The 23,778-nt window shown below is 71.5% G+C and carries 29 protein-coding genes and 1 pseudogene; 15 read left to right on the top strand and 15 right to left on the bottom strand.

Features of this window, described 5'->3' with window-relative positions:
* From ACFYOS_RS31170 to ACFYOS_RS31160, 3 genes and pseudogenes are all read left to right on the top strand, one after another.
* A pseudogene (locus tag ACFYOS_RS31170) lies at positions 1 to 192 on the top strand (MBL fold metallo-hydrolase); the annotation flags it as partial.
* 230 nt (positions 193 to 422) lie between these two features.
* Positions 423 to 866, top strand: a complete 444-nt coding sequence (locus ACFYOS_RS31165; RefSeq protein WP_387149213.1) for a transposase — start codon at positions 423 to 425, stop codon at positions 864 to 866.
* Positions 867 to 942: 76 nt separating this feature from the next.
* A complete protein-coding gene (locus tag ACFYOS_RS31160) occupies positions 943 to 1,110 on the top strand; it encodes a hypothetical protein (protein WP_387149211.1) in 168 nt (55 codons plus the stop codon).
* A 550-nt stretch (positions 1,111 to 1,660) separates the two neighbouring features.
* On the opposite strand, the gene ACFYOS_RS31155 is transcribed toward ACFYOS_RS31160, so the two are convergent.
* On the bottom strand, positions 1,661 to 1,870 hold the full coding sequence (locus ACFYOS_RS31155) for a winged helix-turn-helix domain-containing protein (RefSeq protein WP_387149208.1): 210 nt from the start codon (positions 1,868 to 1,870) through the stop codon (positions 1,661 to 1,663).
* 377 nt (positions 1,871 to 2,247) lie between these two features.
* Here ACFYOS_RS31155 and ACFYOS_RS31150 point away from each other — a divergent pair, with 377 nt between their 5' ends.
* Both ACFYOS_RS31150 and ACFYOS_RS31145 read left to right on the top strand, forming a co-directional pair.
* Positions 2,248 to 2,514: a DivIVA domain-containing protein gene (locus tag ACFYOS_RS31150; RefSeq protein ID WP_387149228.1), complete on the top strand. Its 267-nt coding sequence runs from the start codon at positions 2,248 to 2,250 to the stop codon at positions 2,512 to 2,514.
* A complete protein-coding gene (locus tag ACFYOS_RS31145) occupies positions 2,511 to 2,777 on the top strand; it encodes a hypothetical protein (protein ID WP_387149206.1) in 267 nt (88 codons plus the stop codon). Before ACFYOS_RS31150 ends, ACFYOS_RS31145 begins: the two co-directional genes overlap by 4 nt.
* Positions 2,778 to 2,816: 39 nt before the next feature.
* Here the strand turns inward: ACFYOS_RS31145 and ACFYOS_RS31140 are convergent, their stop codons facing one another.
* The 5 genes from ACFYOS_RS31140 to ACFYOS_RS31120 all read right to left on the bottom strand — a co-directional run bounded on the left by ACFYOS_RS31140 (position 2,817) and on the right by ACFYOS_RS31120 (position 6,334).
* Positions 2,817 to 3,320, bottom strand: coding sequence for a hypothetical protein (locus tag ACFYOS_RS31140; RefSeq protein ID WP_387149204.1), 504 nt, complete (start codon positions 3,318 to 3,320; stop codon positions 2,817 to 2,819).
* Positions 3,317 to 3,883, bottom strand: coding sequence for a thioredoxin family protein (locus ACFYOS_RS31135; protein WP_387149226.1), 567 nt, complete (start codon positions 3,881 to 3,883; stop codon positions 3,317 to 3,319). Before ACFYOS_RS31135 ends, ACFYOS_RS31140 begins: the two co-directional genes overlap by 4 nt.
* Before the next feature lie 110 nt (positions 3,884 to 3,993).
* Positions 3,994 to 4,875 (bottom strand): GNAT family N-acetyltransferase, encoded by an 882-nt coding sequence (locus ACFYOS_RS31130; protein WP_387149201.1) that lies wholly within the window; start codon positions 4,873 to 4,875, stop codon positions 3,994 to 3,996.
* Positions 4,876 to 4,960: 85 nt separating this feature from the next.
* Positions 4,961 to 5,716, bottom strand: a complete 756-nt coding sequence (locus ACFYOS_RS31125) for a TIGR03089 family protein (RefSeq protein ID WP_387149198.1) — start codon at positions 5,714 to 5,716, stop codon at positions 4,961 to 4,963.
* Positions 5,717 to 5,761: 45 nt separating this feature from the next.
* Positions 5,762 to 6,334 carry a TetR/AcrR family transcriptional regulator gene (locus ACFYOS_RS31120; protein ID WP_387149196.1) on the bottom strand — a complete coding sequence of 191 codons (573 nt, stop codon included), beginning with the start codon at positions 6,332 to 6,334 and terminating at the stop codon, positions 5,762 to 5,764.
* Between the two features lie 89 nt (positions 6,335 to 6,423).
* On the opposite strand from ACFYOS_RS31120, the gene ACFYOS_RS31115 reads away from it, so the two are divergent.
* Both ACFYOS_RS31115 and ACFYOS_RS31110 read left to right on the top strand, forming a co-directional pair.
* A complete protein-coding gene (locus ACFYOS_RS31115) occupies positions 6,424 to 6,795 on the top strand; it encodes a DUF4267 domain-containing protein (protein ID WP_387149193.1) in 372 nt (123 codons plus the stop codon).
* Between the two features lie 27 nt (positions 6,796 to 6,822).
* Positions 6,823 to 7,317 (top strand): cupin domain-containing protein, encoded by a 495-nt coding sequence (locus ACFYOS_RS31110; RefSeq protein ID WP_387149190.1) that lies wholly within the window; start codon positions 6,823 to 6,825, stop codon positions 7,315 to 7,317.
* Positions 7,318 to 7,373: 56 nt separating this feature from the next.
* Here the strand turns inward: ACFYOS_RS31110 and ACFYOS_RS31105 are convergent, their stop codons facing one another.
* The 4 genes from ACFYOS_RS31105 to ligD (ACFYOS_RS31090) all read right to left on the bottom strand — a co-directional run bounded on the left by ACFYOS_RS31105 (position 7,374) and on the right by ligD (ACFYOS_RS31090) (position 10,539).
* Positions 7,374 to 7,901 (bottom strand): low temperature requirement protein A, encoded by a 528-nt coding sequence (locus tag ACFYOS_RS31105; protein WP_387149188.1) that lies wholly within the window; start codon positions 7,899 to 7,901, stop codon positions 7,374 to 7,376.
* A 137-nt stretch (positions 7,902 to 8,038) separates the two neighbouring features.
* On the bottom strand, positions 8,039 to 8,629 hold the full coding sequence (locus ACFYOS_RS31100) for a hypothetical protein (protein WP_387149185.1): 591 nt from the start codon (positions 8,627 to 8,629) through the stop codon (positions 8,039 to 8,041).
* Between the two features lie 67 nt (positions 8,630 to 8,696).
* Positions 8,697 to 9,608, bottom strand: coding sequence for a non-homologous end-joining DNA ligase (ligD, locus tag ACFYOS_RS31095; protein WP_387149182.1), 912 nt, complete (start codon positions 9,606 to 9,608; stop codon positions 8,697 to 8,699).
* Positions 9,598 to 10,539, bottom strand: coding sequence for a non-homologous end-joining DNA ligase (gene ligD / locus ACFYOS_RS31090; RefSeq protein WP_387149223.1), 942 nt, complete (start codon positions 10,537 to 10,539; stop codon positions 9,598 to 9,600). The genes ligD (ACFYOS_RS31095) and ligD (ACFYOS_RS31090) overlap by 11 nt, the downstream gene beginning before the upstream one ends.
* Positions 10,540 to 10,624: 85 nt before the next feature.
* On the opposite strand from ligD (ACFYOS_RS31090), the gene ACFYOS_RS31085 reads away from it, so the two are divergent.
* Positions 10,625 to 11,665 carry a Ku protein gene (locus tag ACFYOS_RS31085; protein WP_387149179.1) on the top strand — a complete coding sequence of 347 codons (1,041 nt, stop codon included), beginning with the start codon at positions 10,625 to 10,627 and terminating at the stop codon, positions 11,663 to 11,665.
* A 72-nt stretch (positions 11,666 to 11,737) separates the two neighbouring features.
* On the opposite strand, the gene ACFYOS_RS31080 is transcribed toward ACFYOS_RS31085, so the two are convergent.
* Positions 11,738 to 12,130, bottom strand: coding sequence for a PPOX class F420-dependent oxidoreductase (locus ACFYOS_RS31080; protein WP_387149176.1), 393 nt, complete (start codon positions 12,128 to 12,130; stop codon positions 11,738 to 11,740).
* An 84-nt stretch (positions 12,131 to 12,214) separates the two neighbouring features.
* On the opposite strand from ACFYOS_RS31080, the gene ACFYOS_RS31075 reads away from it, so the two are divergent.
* From ACFYOS_RS31075 to ACFYOS_RS31065, 3 genes are all read left to right on the top strand, one after another.
* A complete protein-coding gene (locus tag ACFYOS_RS31075; RefSeq protein WP_387149174.1) occupies positions 12,215 to 12,853 on the top strand; it encodes a DUF4241 domain-containing protein in 639 nt (212 codons plus the stop codon).
* Positions 12,854 to 12,969: 116 nt separating this feature from the next.
* Positions 12,970 to 13,623, top strand: a complete 654-nt coding sequence (locus tag ACFYOS_RS31070; protein ID WP_387149171.1) for an FKBP-type peptidyl-prolyl cis-trans isomerase — start codon at positions 12,970 to 12,972, stop codon at positions 13,621 to 13,623.
* 139 nt (positions 13,624 to 13,762) lie between these two features.
* Positions 13,763 to 14,620 (top strand): hypothetical protein, encoded by an 858-nt coding sequence (locus ACFYOS_RS31065; protein WP_387149221.1) that lies wholly within the window; start codon positions 13,763 to 13,765, stop codon positions 14,618 to 14,620.
* Between the two features lie 94 nt (positions 14,621 to 14,714).
* Here the strand turns inward: ACFYOS_RS31065 and ACFYOS_RS31060 are convergent, their stop codons facing one another.
* Together ACFYOS_RS31060 and ACFYOS_RS31055 are read right to left on the bottom strand one after the other, a co-directional pair.
* Complete coding sequence (locus ACFYOS_RS31060; protein WP_387149169.1) at positions 14,715 to 15,119, bottom strand: hypothetical protein; 405 nt, start codon at positions 15,117 to 15,119, stop codon at positions 14,715 to 14,717.
* Between the two features lie 79 nt (positions 15,120 to 15,198).
* A complete protein-coding gene (locus ACFYOS_RS31055) occupies positions 15,199 to 17,409 on the bottom strand; it encodes a hypothetical protein (protein ID WP_387149167.1) in 2,211 nt (736 codons plus the stop codon).
* A 267-nt stretch (positions 17,410 to 17,676) separates the two neighbouring features.
* On the opposite strand from ACFYOS_RS31055, the gene ACFYOS_RS31050 reads away from it, so the two are divergent.
* From ACFYOS_RS31050 to ACFYOS_RS31040, 3 genes are all read left to right on the top strand, one after another.
* Complete coding sequence (locus tag ACFYOS_RS31050) at positions 17,677 to 18,330, top strand: HAD family hydrolase (protein ID WP_387149218.1); 654 nt, start codon at positions 17,677 to 17,679, stop codon at positions 18,328 to 18,330.
* Between the two features lie 87 nt (positions 18,331 to 18,417).
* Positions 18,418 to 19,167 carry a MerR family transcriptional regulator gene (locus ACFYOS_RS31045; protein WP_387149164.1) on the top strand — a complete coding sequence of 250 codons (750 nt, stop codon included), beginning with the start codon at positions 18,418 to 18,420 and terminating at the stop codon, positions 19,165 to 19,167.
* A gap of 204 nt (positions 19,168 to 19,371) precedes the next feature.
* Positions 19,372 to 20,388 carry an NADPH:quinone reductase gene (locus ACFYOS_RS31040; protein ID WP_387149161.1) on the top strand — a complete coding sequence of 339 codons (1,017 nt, stop codon included), beginning with the start codon at positions 19,372 to 19,374 and terminating at the stop codon, positions 20,386 to 20,388.
* Between the two features lie 183 nt (positions 20,389 to 20,571).
* Here the strand turns inward: ACFYOS_RS31040 and ACFYOS_RS31035 are convergent, their stop codons facing one another.
* Positions 20,572 to 22,221 (bottom strand): fatty acid--CoA ligase, encoded by a 1,650-nt coding sequence (locus tag ACFYOS_RS31035; protein ID WP_387149159.1) that lies wholly within the window; start codon positions 22,219 to 22,221, stop codon positions 20,572 to 20,574.
* Positions 22,222 to 22,305: 84 nt separating this feature from the next.
* Between ACFYOS_RS31035 and ACFYOS_RS31030 the strand changes: the two genes are divergently transcribed.
* On the top strand, positions 22,306 to 22,797 hold the full coding sequence (locus ACFYOS_RS31030; protein ID WP_387149157.1) for an NUDIX domain-containing protein: 492 nt from the start codon (positions 22,306 to 22,308) through the stop codon (positions 22,795 to 22,797).
* Here ACFYOS_RS31030 and ACFYOS_RS31025 read toward each other — a convergent pair.
* On the bottom strand, positions 22,790 to 23,698 hold the full coding sequence (locus tag ACFYOS_RS31025) for a DMT family transporter (RefSeq protein ID WP_387149154.1): 909 nt from the start codon (positions 23,696 to 23,698) through the stop codon (positions 22,790 to 22,792). The genes ACFYOS_RS31030 and ACFYOS_RS31025 overlap by 8 nt on opposite strands.
* Positions 23,699 to 23,778: the final 80 nt, after the last annotated feature.

Genomic DNA, 23,778 nt, shown 5'->3' with positions numbered 1-23,778 from the left:
GAGGCCGGCCCCGCCGTCCAGCCGTCGGCACTCGGACCGCTCGACGCGGTACTTCTCAGTCACGACCATCACGCCGACAACCTCGACGACGCGGGCCGGGCAATCCTGCCCACGGCAACCACCGTCATCACCATCCAGGCAGGGGCTCGCCGCATCGGCGGGGTCGGACTCGCAGGCTCAGCCACACCCTGACAGCGTCCGGACGGCCCACCATCCGCATCACGGCAACCCCTGCCGCCAGCGAGAGACACCGGACGACTAGGGCAGCCATCCCGATGCTGCTATGGATGTCGAGCTCCGTCCGTGGGCGCCCCTCTCGCCAGCAGAGCTTGACTCCGAGGAACGATCAGCGGTCGCTGGACTGGCCAGACATAGAGGTTGACAGGTACGCAAGTACCCCACCTTCTACAGCGTTGCGGGAGATGACCGCGTGGCTGGCCGCCGAGCAGGTCACGCAAGTGGCGATGGAAGCCACCGGCGCGCACTGGCGGCCCGTCTTCCACGCCCTCGCCGAGGCCGACGGGCTGGAGATCCTGCTGTGCAACGCCCACCACGTCAAGAACGTGCCGGGCCGCATAACCGACGCCTCCGACGCGGTGTGGCTGGCCGAACTGTGCGAGGTAGGGCTGCCGCGCGGCAGCTTCATCCCGCCCGCCGACATCGCCGCGATCTGGGAACTGACCCGCTACCGCAAGAAGCTGATCGAGGAACGCACCCGGGAGAACCAACGGCTGCACAAGGTCCTCGAAGACGGCGGCATCAAGCTCGACTCCGTCGCCTCCGACGTCGGCCGCCCCGGTCGTCACTCGGCTAGTCACTCAGTCCACGGGCGGGCTTCCGGCTGTCCCTGTCTGCGTGGGCTCTAATGGCCTCGTGCGTATGCCCTCTACACCCTCGCTTCTCTACTACCTGCGGTTCCCTCTGTGGTGCTTCATGTTGCCCGTGCTGCTGTTCGCCGGTCTTCCTGCCCTGATGTTGGCCGGTCAAGGCGAGTTCGGAGCAGCATTCCTAGTGTTGATCAGCAACGTCTACGCGATCATCCTCGGCCGCCTGCTCCTCGCTAGGAACCTTCTCGGGAAGGGAAGGGTGAAGCCCGAGGACCTAGCGTGAACGCCTTCACCAACTCGCCCCTCGCCTGCGCTTGCTAGCCATCCCGCCGCCGACCCGGCATGTCAAGACGGCGTTGACGCACGTACGGACGCTGGCGGGCCGGGCGGTGGTCTGCTCGGCTTGCCCCGGGTGGTCGGCTGGCGGGATGGCCCTGCACCACCCACGGACCGCAGCGCGCGGACGGACCCCGGCCATCCTGGAGTCGTTGCGCCCCCGCCGGAGGCGCCGTGACGCGACCCGGCGACCGGCGTGACCCGCCGCGCGGACCCGGCGTGCCCTTCCCTGCGCCGCGTCGCTCGGGCGCGGCGCGGCCGGCTGCCGGCCCATGAGCCTCAACCACTCTCGGCGCTACCGTCCGCGGCGGCCCCGGGCTTCCCGCTCTCCGCGCCAGCCGCCGGGCATCCGGCGCGGCGGCCGCAGAGCGACAGCTGCGCGGCCGGCGCGCGCCCGGCGGCGGCGCGTGCGGCCCGTTCAGGGCCACCTTGATGGATGTACAGGAATTTTGAACCACTCCGCCGGCAACCCGTTCGACAACCCGTCGCAGTAGAGGTCAAGGCCTGTTCGACTCAGCGACGAAGACGCCGCGGCCTGGACGTCCGACCAACACGCCCTGCTGCCGCAGCCTCGCCACCGCCCGGCTGATCGTGGACTGCGAGACGTCGTACTCGTCTGCCAGCGCGCGGCCGGAGGGAAGCTGAGAGCCAGGCGGATAGGTCCCTTTCTTGATCTTGCTCTGGAGATCGTCGAGCAGCTCGTCCATTGTGGGCGGAATAGGCACGTCAGGCCCCTTGCAGTCGGTTGGCCCGCCCAGTATCGAGCAACCGCTCCGACACCGGCAACGCATGTAGCGCTGGTGACGCAGGTGGGCAGCTGACTCAGAGACATGCTTGACATAGGTGACTCGGTGGCAATACCGTCGCTCTCGGTGATGCGGTGCTGCTGCGGTCGGTTGGCGCCTCTCGTACCGGTCTCGCATCGCCGTCGAGACCTCACCCTCCGCGCTCCCCCAGCGCGGCCCTGCTGCCGTACCCCAAAACAAGGCGGCAGGCTCTCCGCTGACGGCAACTGGCGGAGGCCGCCCCCTCTTCGACACGACTCGACGAAGGGCGATCCCCCGTGCGCAACCTGTTCCGTCGGCTGGCGGGCCGACGCGAGGAGAGACACCCCCTGAACGAAGCCCACGGCCGAGTTCCCCTGCGGCCCTGGCAGATCCGCGACCGGTGCTTCAACGTCCGCCGGCGCGGCCTCGACCCGGTCGAGATCCGCACCTTCCTGCACCGGGTGGCCGACGAACTGGCCGTCGCGCAGACCGCCCTGGTCGCGGTGCAGGAGGAGAACGTACGGATCAAGAACGCCCTGCGCGAGTGGCAGAGCGCCCAGTCGGCGAACCACCGTTACCGATGACCGACCGCTGGGTGATCCACCTGCCGGTCACCGCGCCGGACCTGCACCGTGCCCGGATCTTCGCCCGTACCGCCGCCCGGGTGCTGGCTCAGCTCACCGCCCGGGTCGAGCCGGGCGGGGTGACTGTGTCGGCCGAGGACCAGCAGTGCGTACGCCACTGGGTCTTCTGCGACCGGCCGCTGCCCGGCGGCGGGCGGTGTGCGCTGCCGGTGGACCACACCGCGGCCTGCGCGCGGCGCGCGCCGTGGCTCAGCCGCCGGTGAAGACGACCGGGCGCAGGTGTGCGGGCAGGTGGCCGGAGCTCAGCTCAGTGCGATCACGCGCTCGCGTACCGGTGGCAGGCAGGTGCTCGCGCTGCACGCGCCGTACGTGACCACCAGCTCGGTCGGACCGCCCCCGGTGGACCGGACTGGCAGCGTGACGGTGACCGGGCCGTCCGGGTAGACGGGCAGGTTGACGCCCAGCTCCTCGATCCGCAGGTCGCTGACCGGCACGTCGGCGCTCGCCGCGCCGGTCGCGTCGAGGCTGCCCCGGACGGCGACGACCGTCGGGATGCCGAGCCCCTGCACCCCGTCGGGTGGCAGTTCGAGGCTGTAGAGGTGGAAGCCAGGCCGCTGCGGGCGGAAGGTTGTCCGCACCCGCGCGCCGTCGGGTCCGTCGGTCAGCGTGGCCTCGACGGTCACGCCGCCGGCCTCCAGCCGGCCGGTGCGGTCGGCCGTCGGCGACGGCTCGGCGGTCCGGGTGCATCCCCCGGTGAGGAGTACGCCGGCCAGCGCCGCGGCCAGCAGGGCAACACGACCGGTCAACTCTTCGGCGCCCACTTGGTGAGGAACGCGTTGACCTGCTTGCTGTCCATGTCGCGGGCGTTGGCGAAGGAACCGTCGTTGGTGGCCACCCGGACCTTCCCGTCGGGCGTCAACACCACCAGTGCCGGAATGCCGCTCCGCTGCAGGTTGATGTACTTCCCAGCGAACTTCAGATTGTGGTCGAACTCGCCGACGTCCACCGCCAGCAGGTGATAGTTCTGCTCGAGCAGTGGCTTGGTCTCCGCCGACTGGAACAGCTCGTGCAGCACGTGGCAGTCCGGGCACCAGTCCGCACCGAAGTCGATCAGCACCGCCTTGCCGTCCGCCCGGGCCAGCGCGAGCGCGGCCTTCAGGTCGGCCGCCGGGTTCCGCTTCGGGTCGTACCGGTCCGGCAGCGTCACCTTCGGGGCGGTCGGGGACGCGGCGGGCTTCGCGGCCGCCGTGGTGGCGGGTGCCGTGGCGGCGGGCGCCGCCCCCTGCGTCGATGGAATGTCCTGGCTGGCGCAGGCCGCCAGCAGCAGCGCCGTTCCAGCCGCTGCCGCGAGACCGAGGCGTTGCAGCATCACCACCAGTTACCCCCCGTGGATTGATCAGGCGCCGGAGGATAACGCAACACAACCTCGTGCCGCTGCCCCGATGATCAGCCGAGGTGGAACGCCGCCCTCGGCGGCGGTCACGAGCGGCGGCGCAGGTAGCGGGCGCGGCGGCCGGCGTCGTGGAAGCCGAGCCGCCGGTACAGCGCGGCGGCCGGGTTGTTGTCGTTGACGCAGAGCCACACCTCCCCGGCGCCGTCGGCGGCCAGGGCCCGCAGCGCGCTCGCCACCAGGTACGCCCCGACCCGCCGCCCCCGCCAGCCCGGGACGACGCCTACCTGGTCGACCCAGTTGTCGATGACGTTGAGGAAGCCGACCGCCGTGCCGTCGGGACCTCGGGCGATCAGTGACAGGTCAGGCCGGTACTCGTCGTCCTCCCGCAGCTCGCCCAGCCACTCGTCGGCATCCGGCTCCACGAAGCCGGGCCGGTCGCAGAACGACGCACGGTAGGTCTCGAACAGTTCGGCGCCGATCTCCGAGGTGATCGGTTCGGTTCGCACTCCGTCCGGCGCAGCCAGGTCGGGAAGCGCGTCGAGGTCGTGCCGCAGCACCCACTCCAGGAAGGTCTGGTCGAAGCCGCGCGCGGTGAACAGGCGGTCCGCGTCGGCGCTCCACGACTCGGTGGTCACCAGCAGGTCCGCGTCGCCGACCTGCTCGTCCGCCCAGCTCAGCAGCCGGCCGCCGAGGCCCCGCCCGCGCCACGCCGGATGCACCAGCCCGGTGCCGGTGGCCGGCCGGCGGTCGGTGCCGACGCCGACGGCCGCGACGAGCGCGTCGTCGTGCCAGGCACCGAGGGTACGGGTCTGGAGCAGTCGCGCCCGCAGCACCGGTGAGTCGGCGAACAGCGGCAGCCCGCCGTCGGCGGCCAGGCACGCCTCGGCCAGCTCGGCCAACCCGGCGAGGTGCTCCTCGCCGAATTCCTTCCAGGTGAGGGCGTCCACGCCCGGGTACGTCCGGTCCACCATCGATCCTTCGTCGTCCTGCTCCGGCGCACCAGTAGGCGTCCCAGCCACCGACCCTGTCAACGCGGTTTCCGGGTAGGAGGGCTCAGAGCACCCGGGTGACCTGCTCGGCGGCGATGCGGGCGTCCAGCTGCTCCCGGTCCAGGTTGGCGCAGAGCACTACCGACGCGCCGGCGGCGAGCGGGGCGAGCAGCCACTTGAGCGGCTGCTCGTGCTCGGCCGCGTCGACCAGCAGCCGGTCGCCGGCCCGCAGGTCGAGCTGCTCGGCGATCCCCTTCGCCAGCGCGGCCCACTCGCCGTAGCTGGTGCCGTCCGGGCTGGCCGGGTCGGACGGGCGGATGGCGGTGTAGTCAGGCGACGTGTCGGTGTGCCGGAGCACCTCGGCGGACCAGTCGAGCCAGCCCGAGGGCACGTCGGTGAGCGGGCCGGGTCCGGTGCCGACGAGGTAGCGGTGCACCCCGTCGGGCACGTCCTCGAGCCAGTCGTCGAGGCGTTCCGGGGTCACGAAGACCGCGTCGTACGGCAGGTCGCCGCCGGGTTCGAGGACCGGCAGCCCGGCGGTGGCCCGCGGCCGGAACGACACCGCCATCCCGACCGACCAGGCGCCCACCAGCACCGCGGCGGTCCGCCAGTGCGGCGGCAGCAGCACCGCGACCCGGCTGCCGGGGCCGAGCCCGCAGCCGTCGCGAAGCAGCGCCGCGCTGCGCGCCGCCCAGCCGCCGAGCTGCTGCGCGGTCAGCTCGGTGCGCTCCCCGGTCGCGTCGTCGTAGTAGCTGAGCAGCGCAAGGTCGGCCTCGCGCGGCGCGTCGGCCGGAACGGGTACGGGCGTGTGGACAGCCATGCGGATACTCCTCCCTGCCGGTCCGCCCACCCTAACGATCCAGCGTCAGCGGCAGAATCGGTGCACCAGGAGCACCAGCCGGCGCTCGTGGTCGGTACGCCGGAGCCGGCCGCTGCGCATGAGCGTGACCAGGCCGTGCAGCCCGCTCCAGAAGGTCTCGGTGAACGTCTCCAGGTCGTCGTCGGCGGCGACCGGCCGCAGGGTCTCGGCCAGCTCGGCGAAGCCCCGGGCCAGGTCGACCGGGACCTCCTGGCTGGCGAACGGGAGGTCGACCGCGAGGGTGAACATCGCGTCGTAGAGCGCGGGCCGCCGCTCGGCGAAATCGGCGTACGCCGTGGCGACGTCGACCACCGCCTGTCGCTCGTCGGTCGCGGCGGCACGCGCGGCGGCCAGGTCCCCGGCCAGTTCGGCGAAGCCCTCCACGGCGACGGCGGCCATGATGGCGTCCTTGCCCTTGAAGTGGCTGTACAGCACGGGCTGGCTGTACTCGATCCGCGCGGCGAGCCGGCGGGTGGTGACGGCGTCCCAGCCCTCCGACTCGGCCAGCTCCCGGGCCGCGGCGACGATCGCCCGCTCCCGTTCCGCCCGCTCGCGCTCCCGGCGCGCCTGAATCACCATGACCGCAATCCTAGCACCGCTAGCGAAACTGCCGCCGATCTGCTAGCTTCGCTCTCGGATCTAGCAGCGCTAGCAAATTGGAGCCGAACATGCTCAGCCCCCTCGCCTACGGGCTCGCGGTCGTCCTCAGCCTCCTCGTCGTCGTCATCGGTGCCCGGTTCCTCCTGCAGCCCGAGGCTGCCGCCGCCGGTTACGGCGTACCGGCCAAGCCCGACGGCGACCCCGCCTACCTCACGATCAAGGGACTGCGCGACCTCAGCTACGGCCTTCTCGGCCTCGCCCTGATCGCCTTCACCACCGCCGACGCGGTCGCCTGGTTCATGCTGATCGTCGCGCTCAACCCGCTGGGCGACACCCTCGTCGTGCTCCGGCACGGCGGCACGAAGGCCGCCGCCTTCGGCATCCACTTCGCCACCGCCGTGGTCGTACTCCTCGACGCCGTCCTGCTGTTCGCCCTCTAGACACCCCCCTCGGAAGGAGCCCATCAGATGTCCCTGATCACGCCCGACTTCGACAGGTCCGTCATCGTCCGCGACGCCGACGCCGAGGTGGTGGGGCGGGCACCGACCACCATCCGGCTGCTCGCCGACAGCAGCGCCACCGGCGGCGCGCTCTCCACTCAGCGGGTCACCCTGCACGACGGCGCGGACGGCGCCCGGCCGCACCACCACGCCAACTCCGCCGAGCTGTTCTACCTGCTGGACGGCACCGCGCAACTGCTCTCCGGCGACCAGGTGGTCACCGCCGAGCGGGGTGACCTGGTGATCGTGCCGCCCGGCCTGGCGCACGCGTTCGCCGCCGCCCCGGGCGAGAACGCCGACATCCTCATCGTCATCACGCCCGGCGTCGAACGGTTCGAGTACTTCCGCCACCTGGAGCGGATCGCGTACGGGAAGGTGCCGCCGGAGAGCCTGCTGGAGGTGCAGGAGCTCTACGACACGTACTTCCGCAGCAGCCCCACCTGGGACGCCGCCCGCCGCTGACCCCCGGACCCGGACTGCCCCGAGGCTCAGGACCCGGGGCAGTTCGGGCCGTGGCGCTACGGGCGTCGGTTCGGTGTGCCGGGCGGCGGTGGTTTCGGTTCGCTGGGGCGGTAGCGCCAGGCGATGGTGTCCGAGGCGGCGATCGCGGTCAGGATGACAACGGCCACCACGGCGATCAGGATCGGTGCCAGGAACGCCACCACGGGCGACAGCACCACCAGCAGGAGCAGACCGATCACTCGGGACACGGCGACCTTGCTGAACGACAGGTAGTCGAGCCGGGCACGGCCGGCCAGGTAGATCGCGGGTCCGCACAGGATGACGGCGGACCAGACCAGGTTGGCCTGGGCGATTGGGTGGGTGATGACGATCTCGTCGCCGACCGCGCTGAGTACGATGCCGCCGGCCATGAAGAGATGGGCGTACGAGGCGGACCGGCTGAAGACTGCCGGCGCGGCGCTGGCCGCGATCGCAGCCGGGAGGAGCAGGCCCGCGCGGTAGAAGTAGATCCGCCACAGCAGCGTGGTGATGGCGAAGGCCAGCACGAACGCGATCAGTCGGTCACTCGTGTTGCCGGCGGTCATCGGCGCGCCCGTTCTGTCAGCTCTGCCGCATTTATGCCGTCAGTCGTACCACGCGCCGCACAGCCCGGAACCCTCCGCCGGGAATCCAGGGCGGTCGACACGCCACGAACTGGCCGCGCTGGCGACCGGATCCTGCCTCAGAGCTGCGGGGCGATGTGTTCGGCGAGCTTCTTGTACTTGGCCACCGGGACGACCGGCGCCCCGGTGAACAGCACCACCCGCAGGTCGGACTGGTAGGCCACGGCGAAGGCGAGGAACCGCGTCCCGTCGCTGACGTAGGTCACCGCGGCGTCGCCTAGCCCGTCCAGGTGGGTGACCTTCGCGCCGCTCTTCCGGGCGATCGTGTCGAGAGTGCTGGCACCGTCCGTGGCGCGGTCCCGCAGGGCCACCACGTTGATCGCCATGGCTTCCTGACCCTTGCTCTCGTAGGCGCAGCCGAGCGTGGGTTCGCTGTCCTTCTGGTCAACCGGCTGTTCCTCGGCGGTCAGCTTGGTGCCGCTGGAGCTGCCGAGCACCGAGACCACCACGTTGGCGGGGAGCAGCGCGCAGGCGGAGGTGATCTTCTTGATCGGAGCGGGTGCGCTCGCCGTGGGCGTCGCGGCCGCAGGCGCCGCCCATTCGGCGGCGGATCCGGAACTGTCGGTACCCCCGCACCCGGTGGCCGTGAGTGCCGCCGCCGTAACGGTAAGAAATGCGCCGATGCGGCGAATGCTGCCCAGCATGGTCATGTCGCCCTCCTCAGTCGAATCGGACTCTAACCAGGTCGGGTCCCATGAACCAAAATCGGGGAGGTCCTCAGCCGGGCAGCTCGGGGCCGCCGTCCAGCAGCGGGGCCAGCAGGTCGCCCTGCTTCGCCACCCGCTTGAGGACCTCGTCGGCCGTGTACGGCTTGGTCGAGGGCCGCTTGCCCGCCGCACCCGCCTCGACCTCGTCCCAGGTCAACGGCGTGGACACCGACGGCACCGCCTGGGCGCGCAGCGAGTACGGCGCCACCGTCGTCTTCGCCGCGTTGTTCTGGCTCCAGTCGATGAACACCTTGCCCGGACGCAGGTTCTTCGCCATCTTCGACACGATCTGCTTCGGGTGCGCCTTCTCCAGCTCCTGGGCGATCCGCCGGGCGTAACCCGAGACGAAATCGGAATCCTGGGTGCCGGCGATCGGGCAGCAGAGCTGCATGCCCTTCTTCCCGGAGGTCTTCGGGTACGACTCGATGCCGTCGTCGGCGAGCCGGTCCCGCATCAGCAGCGCCACCTGGCAGCACTGTTTCAGCACGGCCGGGGCGCCCGGGTCCAGGTCGACCACCATCATGTCCGGGTGCTCGCCGATCTTCCACTGCGGCGTGTGCAACTCCAGGGCGGCGAGGTTGGCCAGCCAGACCACGGTGGGCAGGTCGTCGGCGACCACGTAGTCGATGGTCTCCCGCCCCTTGCTCGACCCGGGCGCGGGCAGGGTCTCGGTGCGTACCCAGGCGGGGGTGGCGGCCGGGGCGTTCTTCTCGAAGAACGAGCCGCCCTCGACGCCGTTCGGGTAGCGGATCCGGGTCAGCGCCCGGTCCCGCAGGTGCGGCAGCAGCACCGGGGCGATCCGGGTGTAGTAGTCGATCACCTCGCCCTTGGTGAAGCCGGCCTTCGGGTAGAGGATCTTGTCCAGGTTGGACAGCTCCAGCGAGCGTCCCTCGACGTCCACCTTCAACCGGTCAGCCGGCATCGTCGACCTCCTCGGGCGGTTTGTCCGGACGCAGGCGCAGGATCCGGGGAAACCGCAGCCGCCCGTCCGGCGTGCGCTGGCCGTACTTCACCTCCACCACGACCTGCGGAGTTACCCAGATCGCGCCGCGGGCATCCTCGCGCGGCACGTCCCCGGCGAACGGTGCCGCGCCGGTGCGCAGCGGTTCCAGCTCGCGCAGCAGGTCCCGTTCGAGGGCCGCGCCGATCCCGCCGCCGACCCGGCCCCGGTAGGTGAGCCGCCCGTCCGGCCGGGGCACCCCGACCAGCAGGCCGCCGACCTTCCGCGCGCCGGGCCGCCAGCCGCCCACCACGAAGTCGCCGGTCACCTCCAGCTTGACCTTGACCCAGTCCGGCGAGCGCACCCCCGGCCGGTAGGCCGAATCGACCCGCTTGGCCATTACCCCCTCGAGGCCATGCTCGCCGGCCGCCTCGTAGGTGGCCACGCCGTCGGCGAAGGCGGGTGGCACCGCCCACCGGGCAGCGCCGAGCCCGAGCGACTCCAACGCCGCGCGCCGCTCCCGGTAGGGCCGGCCGGTGAGGTCCTCGCCGCGCAGCCGCAGCAGGTCGAAGATCATGTACGTGACGGGCATGGTGGCCGCCAACCGCGCCGCCTTGGCCGGGTTGCGCACGTGCATCCGCTCGGCCAGCGCGGTGAACGACGGCTGCCCGAGCTCGTTGAACAGCACGACCTCGCCGTCCAGCAGCGCGTCGTCGACCTGCTCGGCCAGGTTGAGCAGTTCGGGGTAGGCGGTGGTGATCTCCACGCCGGAGCGCGCGTACAGATGCCGGTCGCCGTGGGAAATGTCGGCGAGCGCGCGGACCCCGTCCCACTTGAACTCGTACGCCCAGCCGGCACCGGCCGGGAGCTGCCCGGTCATCGCGAGCATCGGCTTCAACGGCGCGCCGGGCACCTTCTGACTGTAGTTGCACACGGAAGCACGTGCGTGCCGTTCGATCATTTGCGATTCTGGTCAGAACCAGGGAGAGGAGCGCGAAATGCGGGCCATCTGGAAAGGAGCGGTGTCGTTCGGCCTGGTGTCGATCGGGGTGAAGGTCTACTCGGCCACCGAGGAGAAGGACATCCGCTTCCACCAGGTGCACCGCGACGACGGCGGCCGCATCCGCTACAAGCGCACCTGCTCGGTCTGCGGCGAGGAGGTCACCTACGACGACATCGCCAAGGGGTACGACATCGGCGGCGGCGAGATGGTCATCCTCACCGACGAGGACTTCGCCGACCTGCCGCTGAGCACCTCCCACGCGATCGACGTGCTGGAGTTCGTCCCCGCCGAGCAGGTCGACCCGATCCTCTACAACAAGGCGTACTTCCTGGAGCCGGAGGGCTCGGCCACCAAGCCGTACGTGCTGCTGCGCCAGGCGCTCGCCGACTCGGAACGGGTGGCGATCGTCAAGGTGGCGCTGCGCCAGCGCGAACAGCTCGCCACCCTGCGGGTCCGCGAGGGCGTGCTGCTGCTCAACACGATGCTCTGGCCGGACGAGATCCGTACCCCGGACTTCGGGTTCCTCGGCGAGGACCTGAAGGTGCGTCCCCCGGAGCTGGCGATGGCCAGCTCGCTGATCGACTCGATGGCCGGCGAGTTCGAGCCGGACGCCTTCACCGACGATTACCGGGCGGCGTTGCAGGAGGTCATCGACGCCAAGATCGAGGGCCGCGAGGTGGTCCAGCCGGAGGAGGAAGAGGCCGCGCCGGCCGCCGCGGTGGACCTGATGGCCGCCCTGAAGGCGTCGGTCGAGCGGGCCCAGGCGGCCCGGGGCGAGGCACCGACCGGCGCCGGGGCCGAGCCGACCCCGATCTCGGCGGCCCGCTCGGCACAGAAGGCGGCGCAGAAGGCGGCCGAGAGGAAAGCCCCCGCGAAGAAGGCGGCCGAGAAGAAGGCGGAGCCGGCGAAGAAGGCCGCCAAGAAGGCGGAGCCGGCGAAGAAGGCGGCGGCCAAGAAGACGGCGGAGAAGAAGGCGGCCAAGGCCCCCGCGAAGAAGGCCGCCGCCAAGAAGGCCGCCCCCCGCAAGACCGCCTGACGGCGCGGCCCACGGGGTGAGGAGGGGCTCCTTGCTCTACCCGAGGCGTTGACCAGGGGCCCCTCCTTTCGCTCAGCCGCGGCCGAGCTTCTCCGTCGGGGTGATGCGGACGATCACCCGCTCCTCGCCGGGCTGGGCGAACGGGTACTTGTCCTGCCCGAGGTACTTCTTCGCCATCCGGTCGATGTGCTCGTCGGCGCCCTCGGTGACGAACTCCGTGGTGCCCTTGACCCAGAGCGTGCGGAAGTCGTTCGCCTTGTCCACGACCGACACCGCGACCATCGGGTTGCGGGCCATGTTGAGGTACTTCTGCCGGCCCTTCACGGTGTTGAACACGATGTGCTCGCCGTCGGTGTCCACCCAGACCGGGGTGACGTGCGGGGTGCCGTCGGACTCGATGGTCGCCACGTGGGCGAGCTGCGGTTCGGAGAGCAGAGCCAGGTCTTCTTCGGTGAGGATCGCCATGGCCGTGAACGTACCGCGCCGGAACCCGTGTCGCTGCCGGTCGCCACCGGTACGCTGCGCAGAGGCCCGCGAGAGGACGCCGAGGTGCCGTACACCCCCGACTTCGACCGGCTGCGGATGCCGGGTTTCCGGTTCGCCGACGAGTTCGGCGAGCACGAGATCGAGGTGCATCCCGCCGGCATGGTGGTGCTGCCGACCGGCCGGGTGGTCGGCTTCGACCCGCTGATCTGCCCGGAGGCCGAGCCGTACACCGTCGGGGTCGAGCCCGGCCGGTATCCGGCGCGGGCCTGGGTGTCGTTGGTCCGGGAACCGGGCGGGTCCGAACGCCGGGTCGCCGCGTTGGAGCTGGTGGTCCGGGACGAGCCGGTGGCCCGCTGGGAGACGGCCCAGGTCGAGGGTCGGAGTCCGGCCGGGGACGACGACGGCGGGTACTGCGTCGACTCCGCCACGGCGGCGCTCGCCGACCCGGTGGCGCTCGCCGCCCTCCGCGGCTGGGACGAGGATGACGTCCTCGGCGCCTTCCTCGCCGAGGACGACGGCGCCGGACGGCGCCCGATCATGGGACTGGCCGACGTGGTGACCGACGAGGCCACCGGGGCGAACGTGCTGACCGTCACCACCGGCTGGGGCGACGGTTGCTACCAGACCTGGATCGGCCGGACCGCCGACGACCGGGTCGCGTCGTTCCTCACCGACTTCGGCGTGCTGCCCGGCAAGGAATGAGCTGTCCGGATCCGGCCGGCCGTAGGAGCACCGCAGGCGTCCGGCCGGGTACCGTGTGCGCTGGCCTCGGCGGCGGCCCGCCGAGCCGCAGCCACCCACCCAGCAGGGGAGTCGACGTGAGCGAGCGTGTGCACAACCGGTCGGCGGGCCAGGGCCCGGGCACCAAGGCGGAGCGGCGGCTGGCCGCCCAGCTGGCGGCGAAGAAGGCCGCCGAGGCGCGCCGCCGCCGGCAGTCGATGCTCGGTGCCGCGGCCGGTGTCCTCGCGGTGGCCGCGCTGATCGGCGGCATCGTCTGGCTGAACAGCGGGGACGACGACACGAAGTCCACCGCCGCCGCCCCGTCGGCCAGCGCCACCGTCCCGGCCGGGGAGACGGCTCCCCCCGCCCCGGCGCTCCCCGAGGGCGCCGACCCGGCGCTGAAGACCAAGCCGACGGTCGGCCCGGGCACGGGCGAGCTGAAGAAGCTCACCGTCACCACCCTGATCAAGGGCACCGGCCCGGCGGTGAAGGCCGGCCAGCAGATCACCACCAACTACGTCGGGGTGCTCTACAAGGACGGTAAGCCGTTCGACTCCTCCTGGGACCGGGGCCAGCCGGCCACCTTCGCCATCGGCGTCGGCCAGGTCATCAAGGGCTGGGACCAGGGCCTGGTCGGGGTGCCGGTGGGCAGCCGGGTGCAGCTGGACATCCCGGCCGATCTGGCGTACGGCGACACCGGTGAGGTCTCCGGACCGCTGCGCTTCGTCGTTGACGTGCTCGCCGCGCGGTAGCTCACACCAGGCTTCCGTACGGTCACCGAGCGGCAGTAAGTTCAAGGTCACCGTGGGCGGTCCATCCGCCCGCGGCGACCTGCCCACCGACGCGGAGGTGCACGTGGCGGCGCTGGACGACCCGGGGATCGCCCGGCAGATGTGGACCTGCTTCGAGCCGGTCCACGCGGTGACCTACTTCCACCCGCGGGCCCGGGCGGCCTACGAGGCGGTCGGGCTGCGCGGCTACTGGCGGGGCTACTTCGCCGGCCGGTCCGCCCCGCTCGGGCCGGTCGAGGCGCCGATCGTGGTCGCCGCGTTCTTCAGCTTCGCGCCGTCCATGGTGGCCCGGGCGCTGCCGTCGGTGTGGCGGCTGGCCACCCCGCAGGAGGCGCTGCGTGCCCGGCTCACCGGCGCCGTGCAGGCCCTCGCCGAGTTCACCTACGAGCTGCCCGAGTCGCACCTCGTCGAGGCGGCGGACCTGCTGGAGGAGGCGGCCGGGCGGGTCGAGACTGCCGGCCGGATGCTCGGCGCGGTCAACGCCGCCCTGCCCCGCGGGGAATACCCGCTGGCCCGGCTCTGGCAGGCCGCCACCACGCTGCGCGAGCACCGCGGCGACGGGCACGTCGCGGCGCTGCTCGGTACCGGGCTGGACCCGGTCGAGGTGGTGGCCTGGCGGTGCCGGGTCGACCAGTCCCGCGAATTCCACCAGATGGCCCGGGGCTGGACCGACGAGGAGTGGGCCACCGCCGAGGAGCGGCTGGTCGAGAAGGGCTGGCTGACCGCGGACCGGGAGCCGACCGAGCACGGCACCGCGACGTTCCGGGCCGCCGAGGAGGCCACCGACCGGGCCGCCCTCGGCCCGTGGCGGGCGCTGGGCGCGGAGCGCGCCGCCCGGGTGCGCGAGCTGCTCGACCCGATCGCCACCCGGTGCCGCACGATCATCCCGCCGAAGGCCCCGATCGGCCTGCCGGCGCAGCGCGGTAGCGCCACCGATGCGCCCAGCCCGGCGCGCTGAGTGGTAGCTGACCCTGTCCTGATCCGGCCGAGGTCCGGTGCCGGCCGTTCGCGCGCACGCTCAGCGCCGCGCCAACGGACCGTCCGGGCCGCGATCAGCCAACGTCAGGTGGATTGGCCGGCGCGAGCAGATCCAGTGCCCGCGCCGTCGTCAGGTTGGACGATTGGGGATCGACGGAGTCGAACAGGCGCGCACCTGTTTCGACTGCGAGAGCGACCAACGCGTCCAGCGCGGGCGTGATCTCCTGCCGGAATTCGTGCACCGGCTCGCCCCAGGATCTGTCGGTGAACTCGACGACCACCCGTTGTACGCCCTGCGCTCCGGCATAGACGAACCCATCAATGCTGGCTCGCGCTCCGGTAAATTCGAGCTCGACAATGTCTCCGTCCGCGATCGGCAGATCCAGCTCGGGGTCGTCCCCGAACACCTCGCGCAATCTGCCGAGTACGACGGCGACCGGCAACTCGGCCCCTGGCTCACCGGCTTCATCAAATCGCATGACGACAAGTTGGTCACCCATAAAAGGCCGGGTTGGGTCGGCCATACGGTCGACCCAACCCGATCACCTCCTCAAGACGCTATTCCGGGAAGTGGATGGTATATGGGATATTGTTCGCAATCAAGCAGTCGAGCACCGCCTGGGTTGGGCCCAGGCTGTTGTAGCCGTGGTGCGGCAGGAAATGCCAGTGGACCCCTCGTACCTTGTACTTGCTTGTCTGCTTGTTCGCGTCCACTACGTCGACAGACGGCTGCTTGAGCATCCAGGCGTCCTTCTGGCATTCGGCCAATTCGCTGCCGTAGTCCGGGACGCCGGTCTTCACCTCGTGCAGGGTCAGTTCGCCCGCCGGATCCTCAACGGCGATGTCCGGCTTCCGCGAAACCGATCTCGGCGTCGGATACTGAGGCGTCAACACCTTGAGGTTGCGGTGTCGGGTACCCGTCAGCAGATTGTCGGCGACGAAGTCCTCCCCGTCCCGCCAGTTGAACATGTAGCGAACACGCGGACCCTTGACGTGCAGGACGTTCTGGTACGCGGCCCGCAACCTGGCGAAACTCGTCCGCTCACCCTTGGCGAGTCGCAGCATGCTGGAGCGGACGGAGAGAGTGCCGAAGCCAGCGGTCGCCGACTCCGCGGCGAAGCCAGCGTCCTGAAGCGCGGTCCAGTCGTCACCGAGGATCTGCTCGAGCGCGGCTTCCTTGATGCTGTCCGGAATGCTCTCGTACGTGGCGACGAGCAGGACGACTTGTTCGAGTCGGTGCGCGAATTTGAGGACGAATCGCAGGGCCTTCCCCGGAATCGCCACGGCGTCACCCACGTAGGGGACGACGCCGAGAATGCTCAGCCCCGCACCGATCCAGTCGCCGTGGATCAGCCCGGCGATCGTGTCGCGGATGTCGGCGAGGCCACCGACGATCCAGCCGACGACCGGGATGAAGCTCAGCGCGCCGGAGCACAGGTTCCCGGAGAGCCAGGCGATCGAGTCGCGCGGGGCGAAGTCGCCGGCGAACATGCCGAGCAGGAAGTCGGACACGTACGTCCACTTGCTGACCTGCTCGTCCGGCCGGCCCGGGTCGAGGCCCTGGTCGTCCTTGTGCGCCACCTCGTAGTCGTCGCGCAGGCCATCGCCGTCGGTGTCCTGGACCAGGGGGTCGATGCCCCAGTCGTTGATCTCCGTGCCGTCGGACAGGCCGTCACCGTCGCTGTCCACATTGTTGACGTCGGTGAGGGCTTCCTCCTCGGCGACGTCGATCAGCCCGTCACCGTCGGTGTCCGCCTCGTTCGGCACGGGCACGATCGGCGGGACGTCGCCTGGCGCCGGCGGGGCGCGGGGCTGGTCGGGGACCAGCGGGTTGGTGCCGTTGGCGACCTCGGTGCCGTCGTTGGCCCCGTCACCGTCGGTGTCCGGGTCGGTGGGCGAGGTGCCCAGGTCCTGTTCCTGGAGGTTGGTGAGGCCGTCGTTGTCGACGTCCTCGTCGCCGTCGGTGACCGAGTCGCCGTCGGTGTCGACCTTGTTCGGCCTGGTCCAGCCTGCCAGCTCGGTGATCTCGAACTTGTCGGTCAGCCCGTCGCTGTCGGAGTCGACCAGCAGCGGACTGGAGCCGAAGCGCAGTTCGACCACGTCGACCACGCCGTCGGAGTCGTGGTCGCCGTCGTAGGTGATGCCCAGCCGGGTCAGCACGTTGAAGCCGCTCGCCCAAGCCCGCCCGGCCTGGATCGTCGCCGGCTCCACGTTGGCCTTGACCAGCATATCGTCGGCCTTGGCCAGGCTCGCCTTCGCCTCCTCCAGATCCGCGAACGCCTCGGTCAGCCCCGCCGGGGCGGGTGCGGGTGGCGGGCTGGCCCGGAACGGGCCGATGGTCGCCTCGGCGTCCTGGATCGCCGCGTCCGCCAGCAGCCGGACCCCGGAGAGGGTCTCCACCAGAGCCCGGACGTGCGCCTGCTCCGCCTCACCGCTTGGCGGGCTGGCGCCGGTCAACCGGCTCTTGAGGAACGACTCCAGGTGCTCCAGGTTGTCGAACGCGACCTGGCCGTCGGCGGCGCTCTTGAGCCGGGCGCCGTCGAAGTATCGGCTTTCCACGTCGGCCAGCACCGGGGCGAGCCGGCTGTCCCCCAGCCCACCCTCCACGTACGGGCTCAACGCCTGGCAGGACTCGGTGATGTAGAGCTTCGCGTCGCGGGTGTACTTCGCGGTCGGGATCTTTCCGACCTCCGTCTGCCACAGGGGGGTTTCCCCTGCCGACGCCGGACCGCCGAAGAGCGCCAGCTGCGCCACGACGGCAGTCGCCACCGCCGCAGCCAGACTTCTTCGTCGCAGTCGCCCATGGAAACCCATAGATACTCCCATTCGTCGATTGGGCGTGATCGTGGGCAGACTAGCCGGCAGGCGTTAGCGTTCGCCGTCCCTTGTGGCGTTTCCGGATGTACGTTCCACATCGGACAGGGGGTGCGTCTTCCGGACCAGCGCCGCCGACCGCGGCACCGCCACCGGCACGCCCACCCGGGCGCGCTGCGCGAGCGGCCGACACCCGACCGGGCGATCCGGCAGGATGGGTACGTGGTGGATGCGGTGCTCTTCGACCTGGACGGCGTGATCGTGGACTCCGAGCCGGTCTGGGAGGAGGTCCGGCGGGCGTACGTGGCCGCGCACGGCGGCACCTGGCAGCCGGACACCCAGCGCCGGCTGATGGGGATGAGCACCGGCGAGTGGGCCGCCTACCTCAGCGTTGAGCTGGGCGTGGACCGCACCGCCGAGCAGGTCGCCGCCGAGGTGGTGGCCGAGATGACCCGCCGGTACGCGGAGCGCGTACCGCTGATCGACGACGCTGACGCGGTGGTGCGCCGGATGGCCGCGCGGTGGCCGCTGGGGCTGGCCAGCTCCTCCCCCACCGCGCTGATCGCGGCGACGCTGGCGGCCACGGGCCTGACCGACGCCTTCGGCGCGACCCTGTCGACCGAGGAGACCGCCCGGGGCAAACCCGCGCCGGACGTCTGGCTGGCGGTGGCGGCGCGGCTCGGCGTGGACCCGGCCCGGTGCGTGGCGGTCGAGGACTCCTCGAACGGGGTCCGGTCGGCGGCCGCCGCCGGGGCGCGGGTGGTGGCGGTGCCGCACGGGTCGTACCCGCTGGACCCGGACGCCGAGGCGCTCGCGGCGGTGGTGCTGCCCTCGATCGACGCGCTCATCCCGGAGCTGGTGGCGGGGCTGGACTGAACGGCCGGCTTGCTCCTGACGCGACGTCAGGTCATAGCGTCGGTTCCCGTCGCCGCAGGGTGCGGTGACGCGAGGAGGGAGCGGGACGTGGCGTCCACCTGGCGGATCGGTGAGCTGTGCCGGCGTACCGGGCTGACCGTCCGGACCCTGCACCACTGGGACCACGTGGGGCTGTTGCGGCCGTCCGCGCGGACGTCGGCGGGGCATCGGCTCTACGACTCCGGTGACGTGGACCGGCTGTACCGGATCGTCGCGCTGCGCGAGTTGGGCCTGTCGCTGGAGACCATCGGCGCGCTGCTGGACGGTGGCGGGGCCGGGGGCCCGGGACTGGCCGACCTGCTCGGCGAGCACCTGGCGCACGTGGAGCGGCAGCTCGCCGCACTGGGCGGGCTGCGCGACCGGCTGGCCGCGCTGGTGCCGGCCGTACGCGCCGCCGGTGGGGCCACGCCCGTCGACCTGCTCGCCCTGATCGAGGAGGTGACCAGGGTGGACGACACGATCCGGAACTACTTCACCGAGGAGCAGCTCGCGGCGTTGGCGAAGCGGCGGGAGCAGTTCGGCGAGGCGGCGATCCGCGACGTACAGGAGGAGTGGCCGAGGCTGATCGCCCAGGTCCAGGCGGAGCTGGACGCCGGGACCGACCCGGCGGATCCGCGGGTGCGGGCGCTGGCCAAGCGCTGGATGGAGCTGTTGGAGGCGTTCCACGGCGGGGACCCGGGGCTGCGGGACTCGCTCTACCGGATGCAGGCGGAGAACAGCACGGAGATCGCCCGGCAGTTCGGCGGCCCGTCACCGGAGCTGATCGACTACGTGAAGCGGTCCGTGGCCGCGGGCTGAGCTGCCGCGGGAGTGGGTCGGTCGACCCCGGCCCACTCCCCGGGGTTACCACCCGCGCCTTCGTCGCCGGTATGTCCCGCATCACACCCCTCCTACCGCCGACCACCTCGTTGTACGTTTTCCCCGGCACGTTCGATCGGAATGATCAGAGAGCTTCCGGGTAGCGCAGCCGGTGGCGCACGTGGCGACGGTGAGGGGACGGCGATGAGGGCGATCGTGTACGAGCGCAGCGGGGACGCCTCGGTGCTCCACCTGGCGGAGCGGCCGATCCCGGAGCCGGTCCCGGGCGAGGTACTGGTGCGGATGGCGGTCTCCGGGGTCAACCCGACGGACTGGAAGGCCCGCCAGGCGTGGCCGCTGCCGGCCGGCTGGCAGATCCCCGGTCAGGACGGCGCGGGCGTGATCGAGGCGGTCGGCGAGGGTGTCGACCAGATCCTGATCGGCCAGCGGGTGTGGCTCTGGGAGGCGGCCTGGCAGCGGCCCTGGGGCACCGCCTCCGAGTACACGCTCGTCCCGGTCCGGCACGCGGTGCGGCTCGGCTCGGCCTCGTTCGACCTGGGCGCCTGCCTGGGCATCCCGTTCATGACGGCGCACCGCTGCCTGACCGCCGGCGAGTTCATGCCGGACAAGCTGCACGCGGGCGCGCTGAGCGGCCACGTGGTGCTGGTGCAGGGCGGGGCGGGTGCGGTGGGCAACGCGGCGATCCAGCTCGCCCACTGGGCCGACGCCTGCGTGATCGCGACGGTGAGCAGCCCGGAGAAGGCGCAGCTCGCCGCGGCGGCCGGGGCCGACCTGGTGATCAACTACCGGGAGCAGGACGTGGTGGAGGAGGTCCGCAAGATCGCGCCCGACGGGGTGCACACCATCGTCGAGGTCTCCGCCGCCTGCAACGCCGCCACCGACGTGCAGGTCGTGCGGAACGGCGGCGCGGTCTGCGTGTACGCCGACAACGGCGGCACCGAGGTGACCCTGCCGATCCGACCGCTGATGATGCCGAACGCCCGCTGGCAGTTCGTGCTGATCTACACCGCCCCGAAGGCGGCCAAGGCGCAGGCGGTGACCGACATCGCGGCGGCGGTGGCCCAGGGCGCGATCCGGGTGGGCGAGGAGGCCGGCCTGCCGCTGCACCACTACTCGCTGGCGGCGACCGCGACGGCGCAGAAGGCGGTGGAGGACGGGGCGGTCGGCAAGGTGCTCATCGGCACGACCGAGGTGGGATAACGCGAACCGATTTCGCCATCATCGGGACAGAGACGAACAAGTTTCGCGAGAATGACTTTGCGGGTCGCCCCGCAAAATGGACGGGCGGCCCCGGCGCGGTGCGAACGCCGGGGCCGCCCTCTGGGGAGGGATGCCTTAGGAAAGGTGTTCCCTACCCGTGCAGCGACGCTACGCCGGAAAGTGTTACGGCGCGGTCAGTTCCCGTACCTCGAGGCCACCTTCGGCGTACCGGGAGCGCACCACCTTCTTGTCGAACTTGCCGACGCTGGTCTTCGGGACCGCATCGATGAACGCCCAGCGCTCCGGCAGCTGCCAGCGCGCCACCGACTTCCCCAGGAACTCGCGCAGCTCCTCGGCGGTCACCGAGGCGCCCTCCCGGACCACCACGGTGGCCAGCGGCCGCTCGTCCCAGCGCTCGTCCGGCACGCCCACCACGCACGCCTCCAACACCGCCGGGTGCGCCATCAGGGCGTTCTCCAGCTCGACCGAGGAGATCCACTCCCCGCCCGACTTGATCACGTCCTTGGCCCGGTCGGTCAGCGTGATGTAGCCGTCCGGCGAGAGCATGCCGACGTCCCCGGTCCGCAGCCAGCCGTCGCGGAACTTCTCCTCGTCCGGCGTCTCGTCCCCGACGTACCGGGCGGTCACCCACGGCCCCCGGACCTCCAACTCGCCGACGGAGGTCCCGTCGGCGGGCAGCGGCTCACCGAGCGGGCCGACGATGCGCGCGGCGACCCCGGCGGGGATGCGACCCTGGGTGTAGCGGTAGCGCCAGGCCGTCTCGCCGGTGGCGCCGGCCGGCGGCCGGGAGACCGAGCCGAGCGGCGACATCTCGGTCATCCCCCAGGCGTGGATGACCTCGATCCCGTGCCGCTCGTGGAACGCGTGCATCAGGGCCGGCGGGCAGGCCGAGCCGCCGACGATCACCTCCTTGAGCGAGGAGGTGTCCACGTCGTGGCTGTCCAGATAGGTCAGCAGGTCGGTCCAGATGGTCGGCACCGCGCCGGCCAGGGTGGGCCGCTCGGCGGCGATCATCGCGGCGATCGGCTCGGCCTGGAGGAACCGGTCCGGCATGATCAGCGACGCGCCGGAGAGGAACGCCGCGTACGGCAGGCCCCAGGACATCGCGTGGAACATCGGCACGATGGCCAGCTCCCGGTCCTTCGGGCCGAGCCCGAAACCCTCCGGCATGCAGACCTGGAGCGAGTGCAGGTAGATGGAGCGGTGCGAGTAGGCGACCCCCTTGGGGTTGCCGGTGGTCCCGGAGGTGTAGCAGAGCGCGGCCGCGTCGCGCTCGTCCACCTCGGGCCAGTCGAAGATGTCCGGCCGGTCGGCCAGCAGGGCGTCCCAATGGTGTACGACGATCCGGTCGCCGGCCGCCGCCACCAGCGGGGCCGGGTCGCCCCCGCCGACCACCACCACGTGCCGCACCGTGGTCATCTGGCCGATCACCCTGGCCAGCAGCGGGATCAGCGTGCTGTCGACCAGCACCACCCGGTCCTCGGCGTGGTTGGCGATGTAGGCGACCTGGTCGGGGAAGAGCCGGAGGTTGAGCGTGTGCAGCACCGCGCCCATGCTCGGCACGGCGAAGTAGGCCACCAGGTGCTCGTTGTTGTTCCACATGAACGTGGCGACCCGCTCGTCACCGGTCACCCCGCACTCGTCGCGCAGCGCGTGGGCCAGCCGGGCGGCGGTGCGGCCGACCTCGGCGTACGACATCCGACGGGGTTCGGCGCCGGTCCAGGTGACGACCTCCGCCGTGCCGTGCACGGAGGAGCCGTGTTCGAGGATCCGGGCGACCTGGAGGGGGGCGTCCATCATCGTGCTACGCATGGGTAGCAAGCTAGTGTGACCGGTCCCACGTTGGGAACCCCCGGAAAGCCGGTCCGGCCGGCGGAACATGCGTAAATTGTCCGGGTGAGCATCTCGTGGGCCGACTCGTACGTGGGGCAGCTACGCGCCCTGGCCGGTGACCGCACCCTGATGTTCGTCGGCGCCCGGGCCGTGGTCCGGGACAACGCCGCCCGGGTGCTGCTGATCCAGCGCTCCGACAACGGCCAGTGGGCCATGCCGGCCGGCGCCATGGAGCTGGGCGAGTCCATCGCCGACTGCGCCGTCCGGGAGGTACGCGAGGAGACCGGGCTGCGCGCCCTGCGGGTCGGCGCCTTCGCTCTCTACACCGGCCCCGACCGCACCCACACCAACATGTACGGCCACACCTACCAGATCTTCACCACCGCGTTCCGGGTCGAGGAGTGGGACGGGGACCTGCTCCGGGTGACCGACGAGACCACCGACGCCGGCTTCTTCCACCCCGAGGAGCTGCCCACCCCGCTCTCCGCCAGCGTCATCGAGACCCTCGCCGACCTGGACGTCTTCGAGCAGACCAACCGCCTGATCCTCAAGTGACGGCGGTGCCGACCCCCGCCGGCCGCTCGCTGAGCACCCCGTCGTCACCCCGGCCGGCACCCGGGCGGGCGCCGGAACGTTCCGCGCCGATCCCGGCGACCACCACGAAGGCGATGCCGGCCACCGCGCCGACGCCCGGCACCTGACCCAGCGCGACCAGGCCGACGACCAGGGCGATGGCGGGCTCGAGGCTCATCAGCGTGCCGAACGCGGCGGTGGTGAGCCGGCGCAGCGCCAGCAGTTCCAGCACGAACGGGACGACGGGCAACAGGACGGCCAGCCCGAGGCCGACCAGGAGCACCTGCCAGGTCAGGTCGCCGAACGTCGAGGGACCGACGACCAGGGTCGCGACCACGGCGGCCACCGGCATCGAGACCGCCAGGCCGCGGATGCCGGAGACCTCGTCGCCCACCCGCTGGGTGAGCAGGATGTACGCGGCCCAGCAGGCCGCCGCGCCGAGCGCGTACGCCACCCCCACCAGGTCCGAGCCGCCGTGCCACGGCTCGGTGAGCAGCAGCACCCCGACCGCCGCGAGCGCCGGCCAGAGCTTGGTGCCGCCCCGACCACGGGCCACGGCCACCCCCAGCGGCCCCAGGAACTCCAGCGCACTGGCCGTACCCAGGGGCAGCCGGGCCACCGCCGCCATGAACAGGATGGTGACGCCGGCCGTCACCACGCCGAGCGCCACGCAGGCCCGCAGGGCGGATCGGGTGAAGGCCGACGGGCGGGGCCGGACCACGACCGCCAACAGCACCCCGGCCCAGGCCAGGCGCAGCCAGGCCGCACCCTCCGGGCCGACCCGGTCGAAGAGCCCGACCGAGGCGGCCAGCCCGAGCTGGACACAGGTCATCGACGCGACCGCCATCGCGGTGCCGGCACGGGTGGAGGTCGCGGTGGTCATGCGGACAAGTAGAGCCGGTCCAGACCGTTCGCGTCCACGTGCCAGTTCTGGACGAACCACTCGGGGATCGTGAACAATCA

Source organism: Micromonospora sp. NPDC005806, from assembly GCF_042871425.1.
Classification (GTDB): Bacteria; Actinomycetota; Actinomycetes; order Mycobacteriales; family Micromonosporaceae; genus Micromonospora.
Note: the sequence above shows the minus strand (reverse complement) of the source record. Positions and strands in the feature narration are given on the sequence as shown.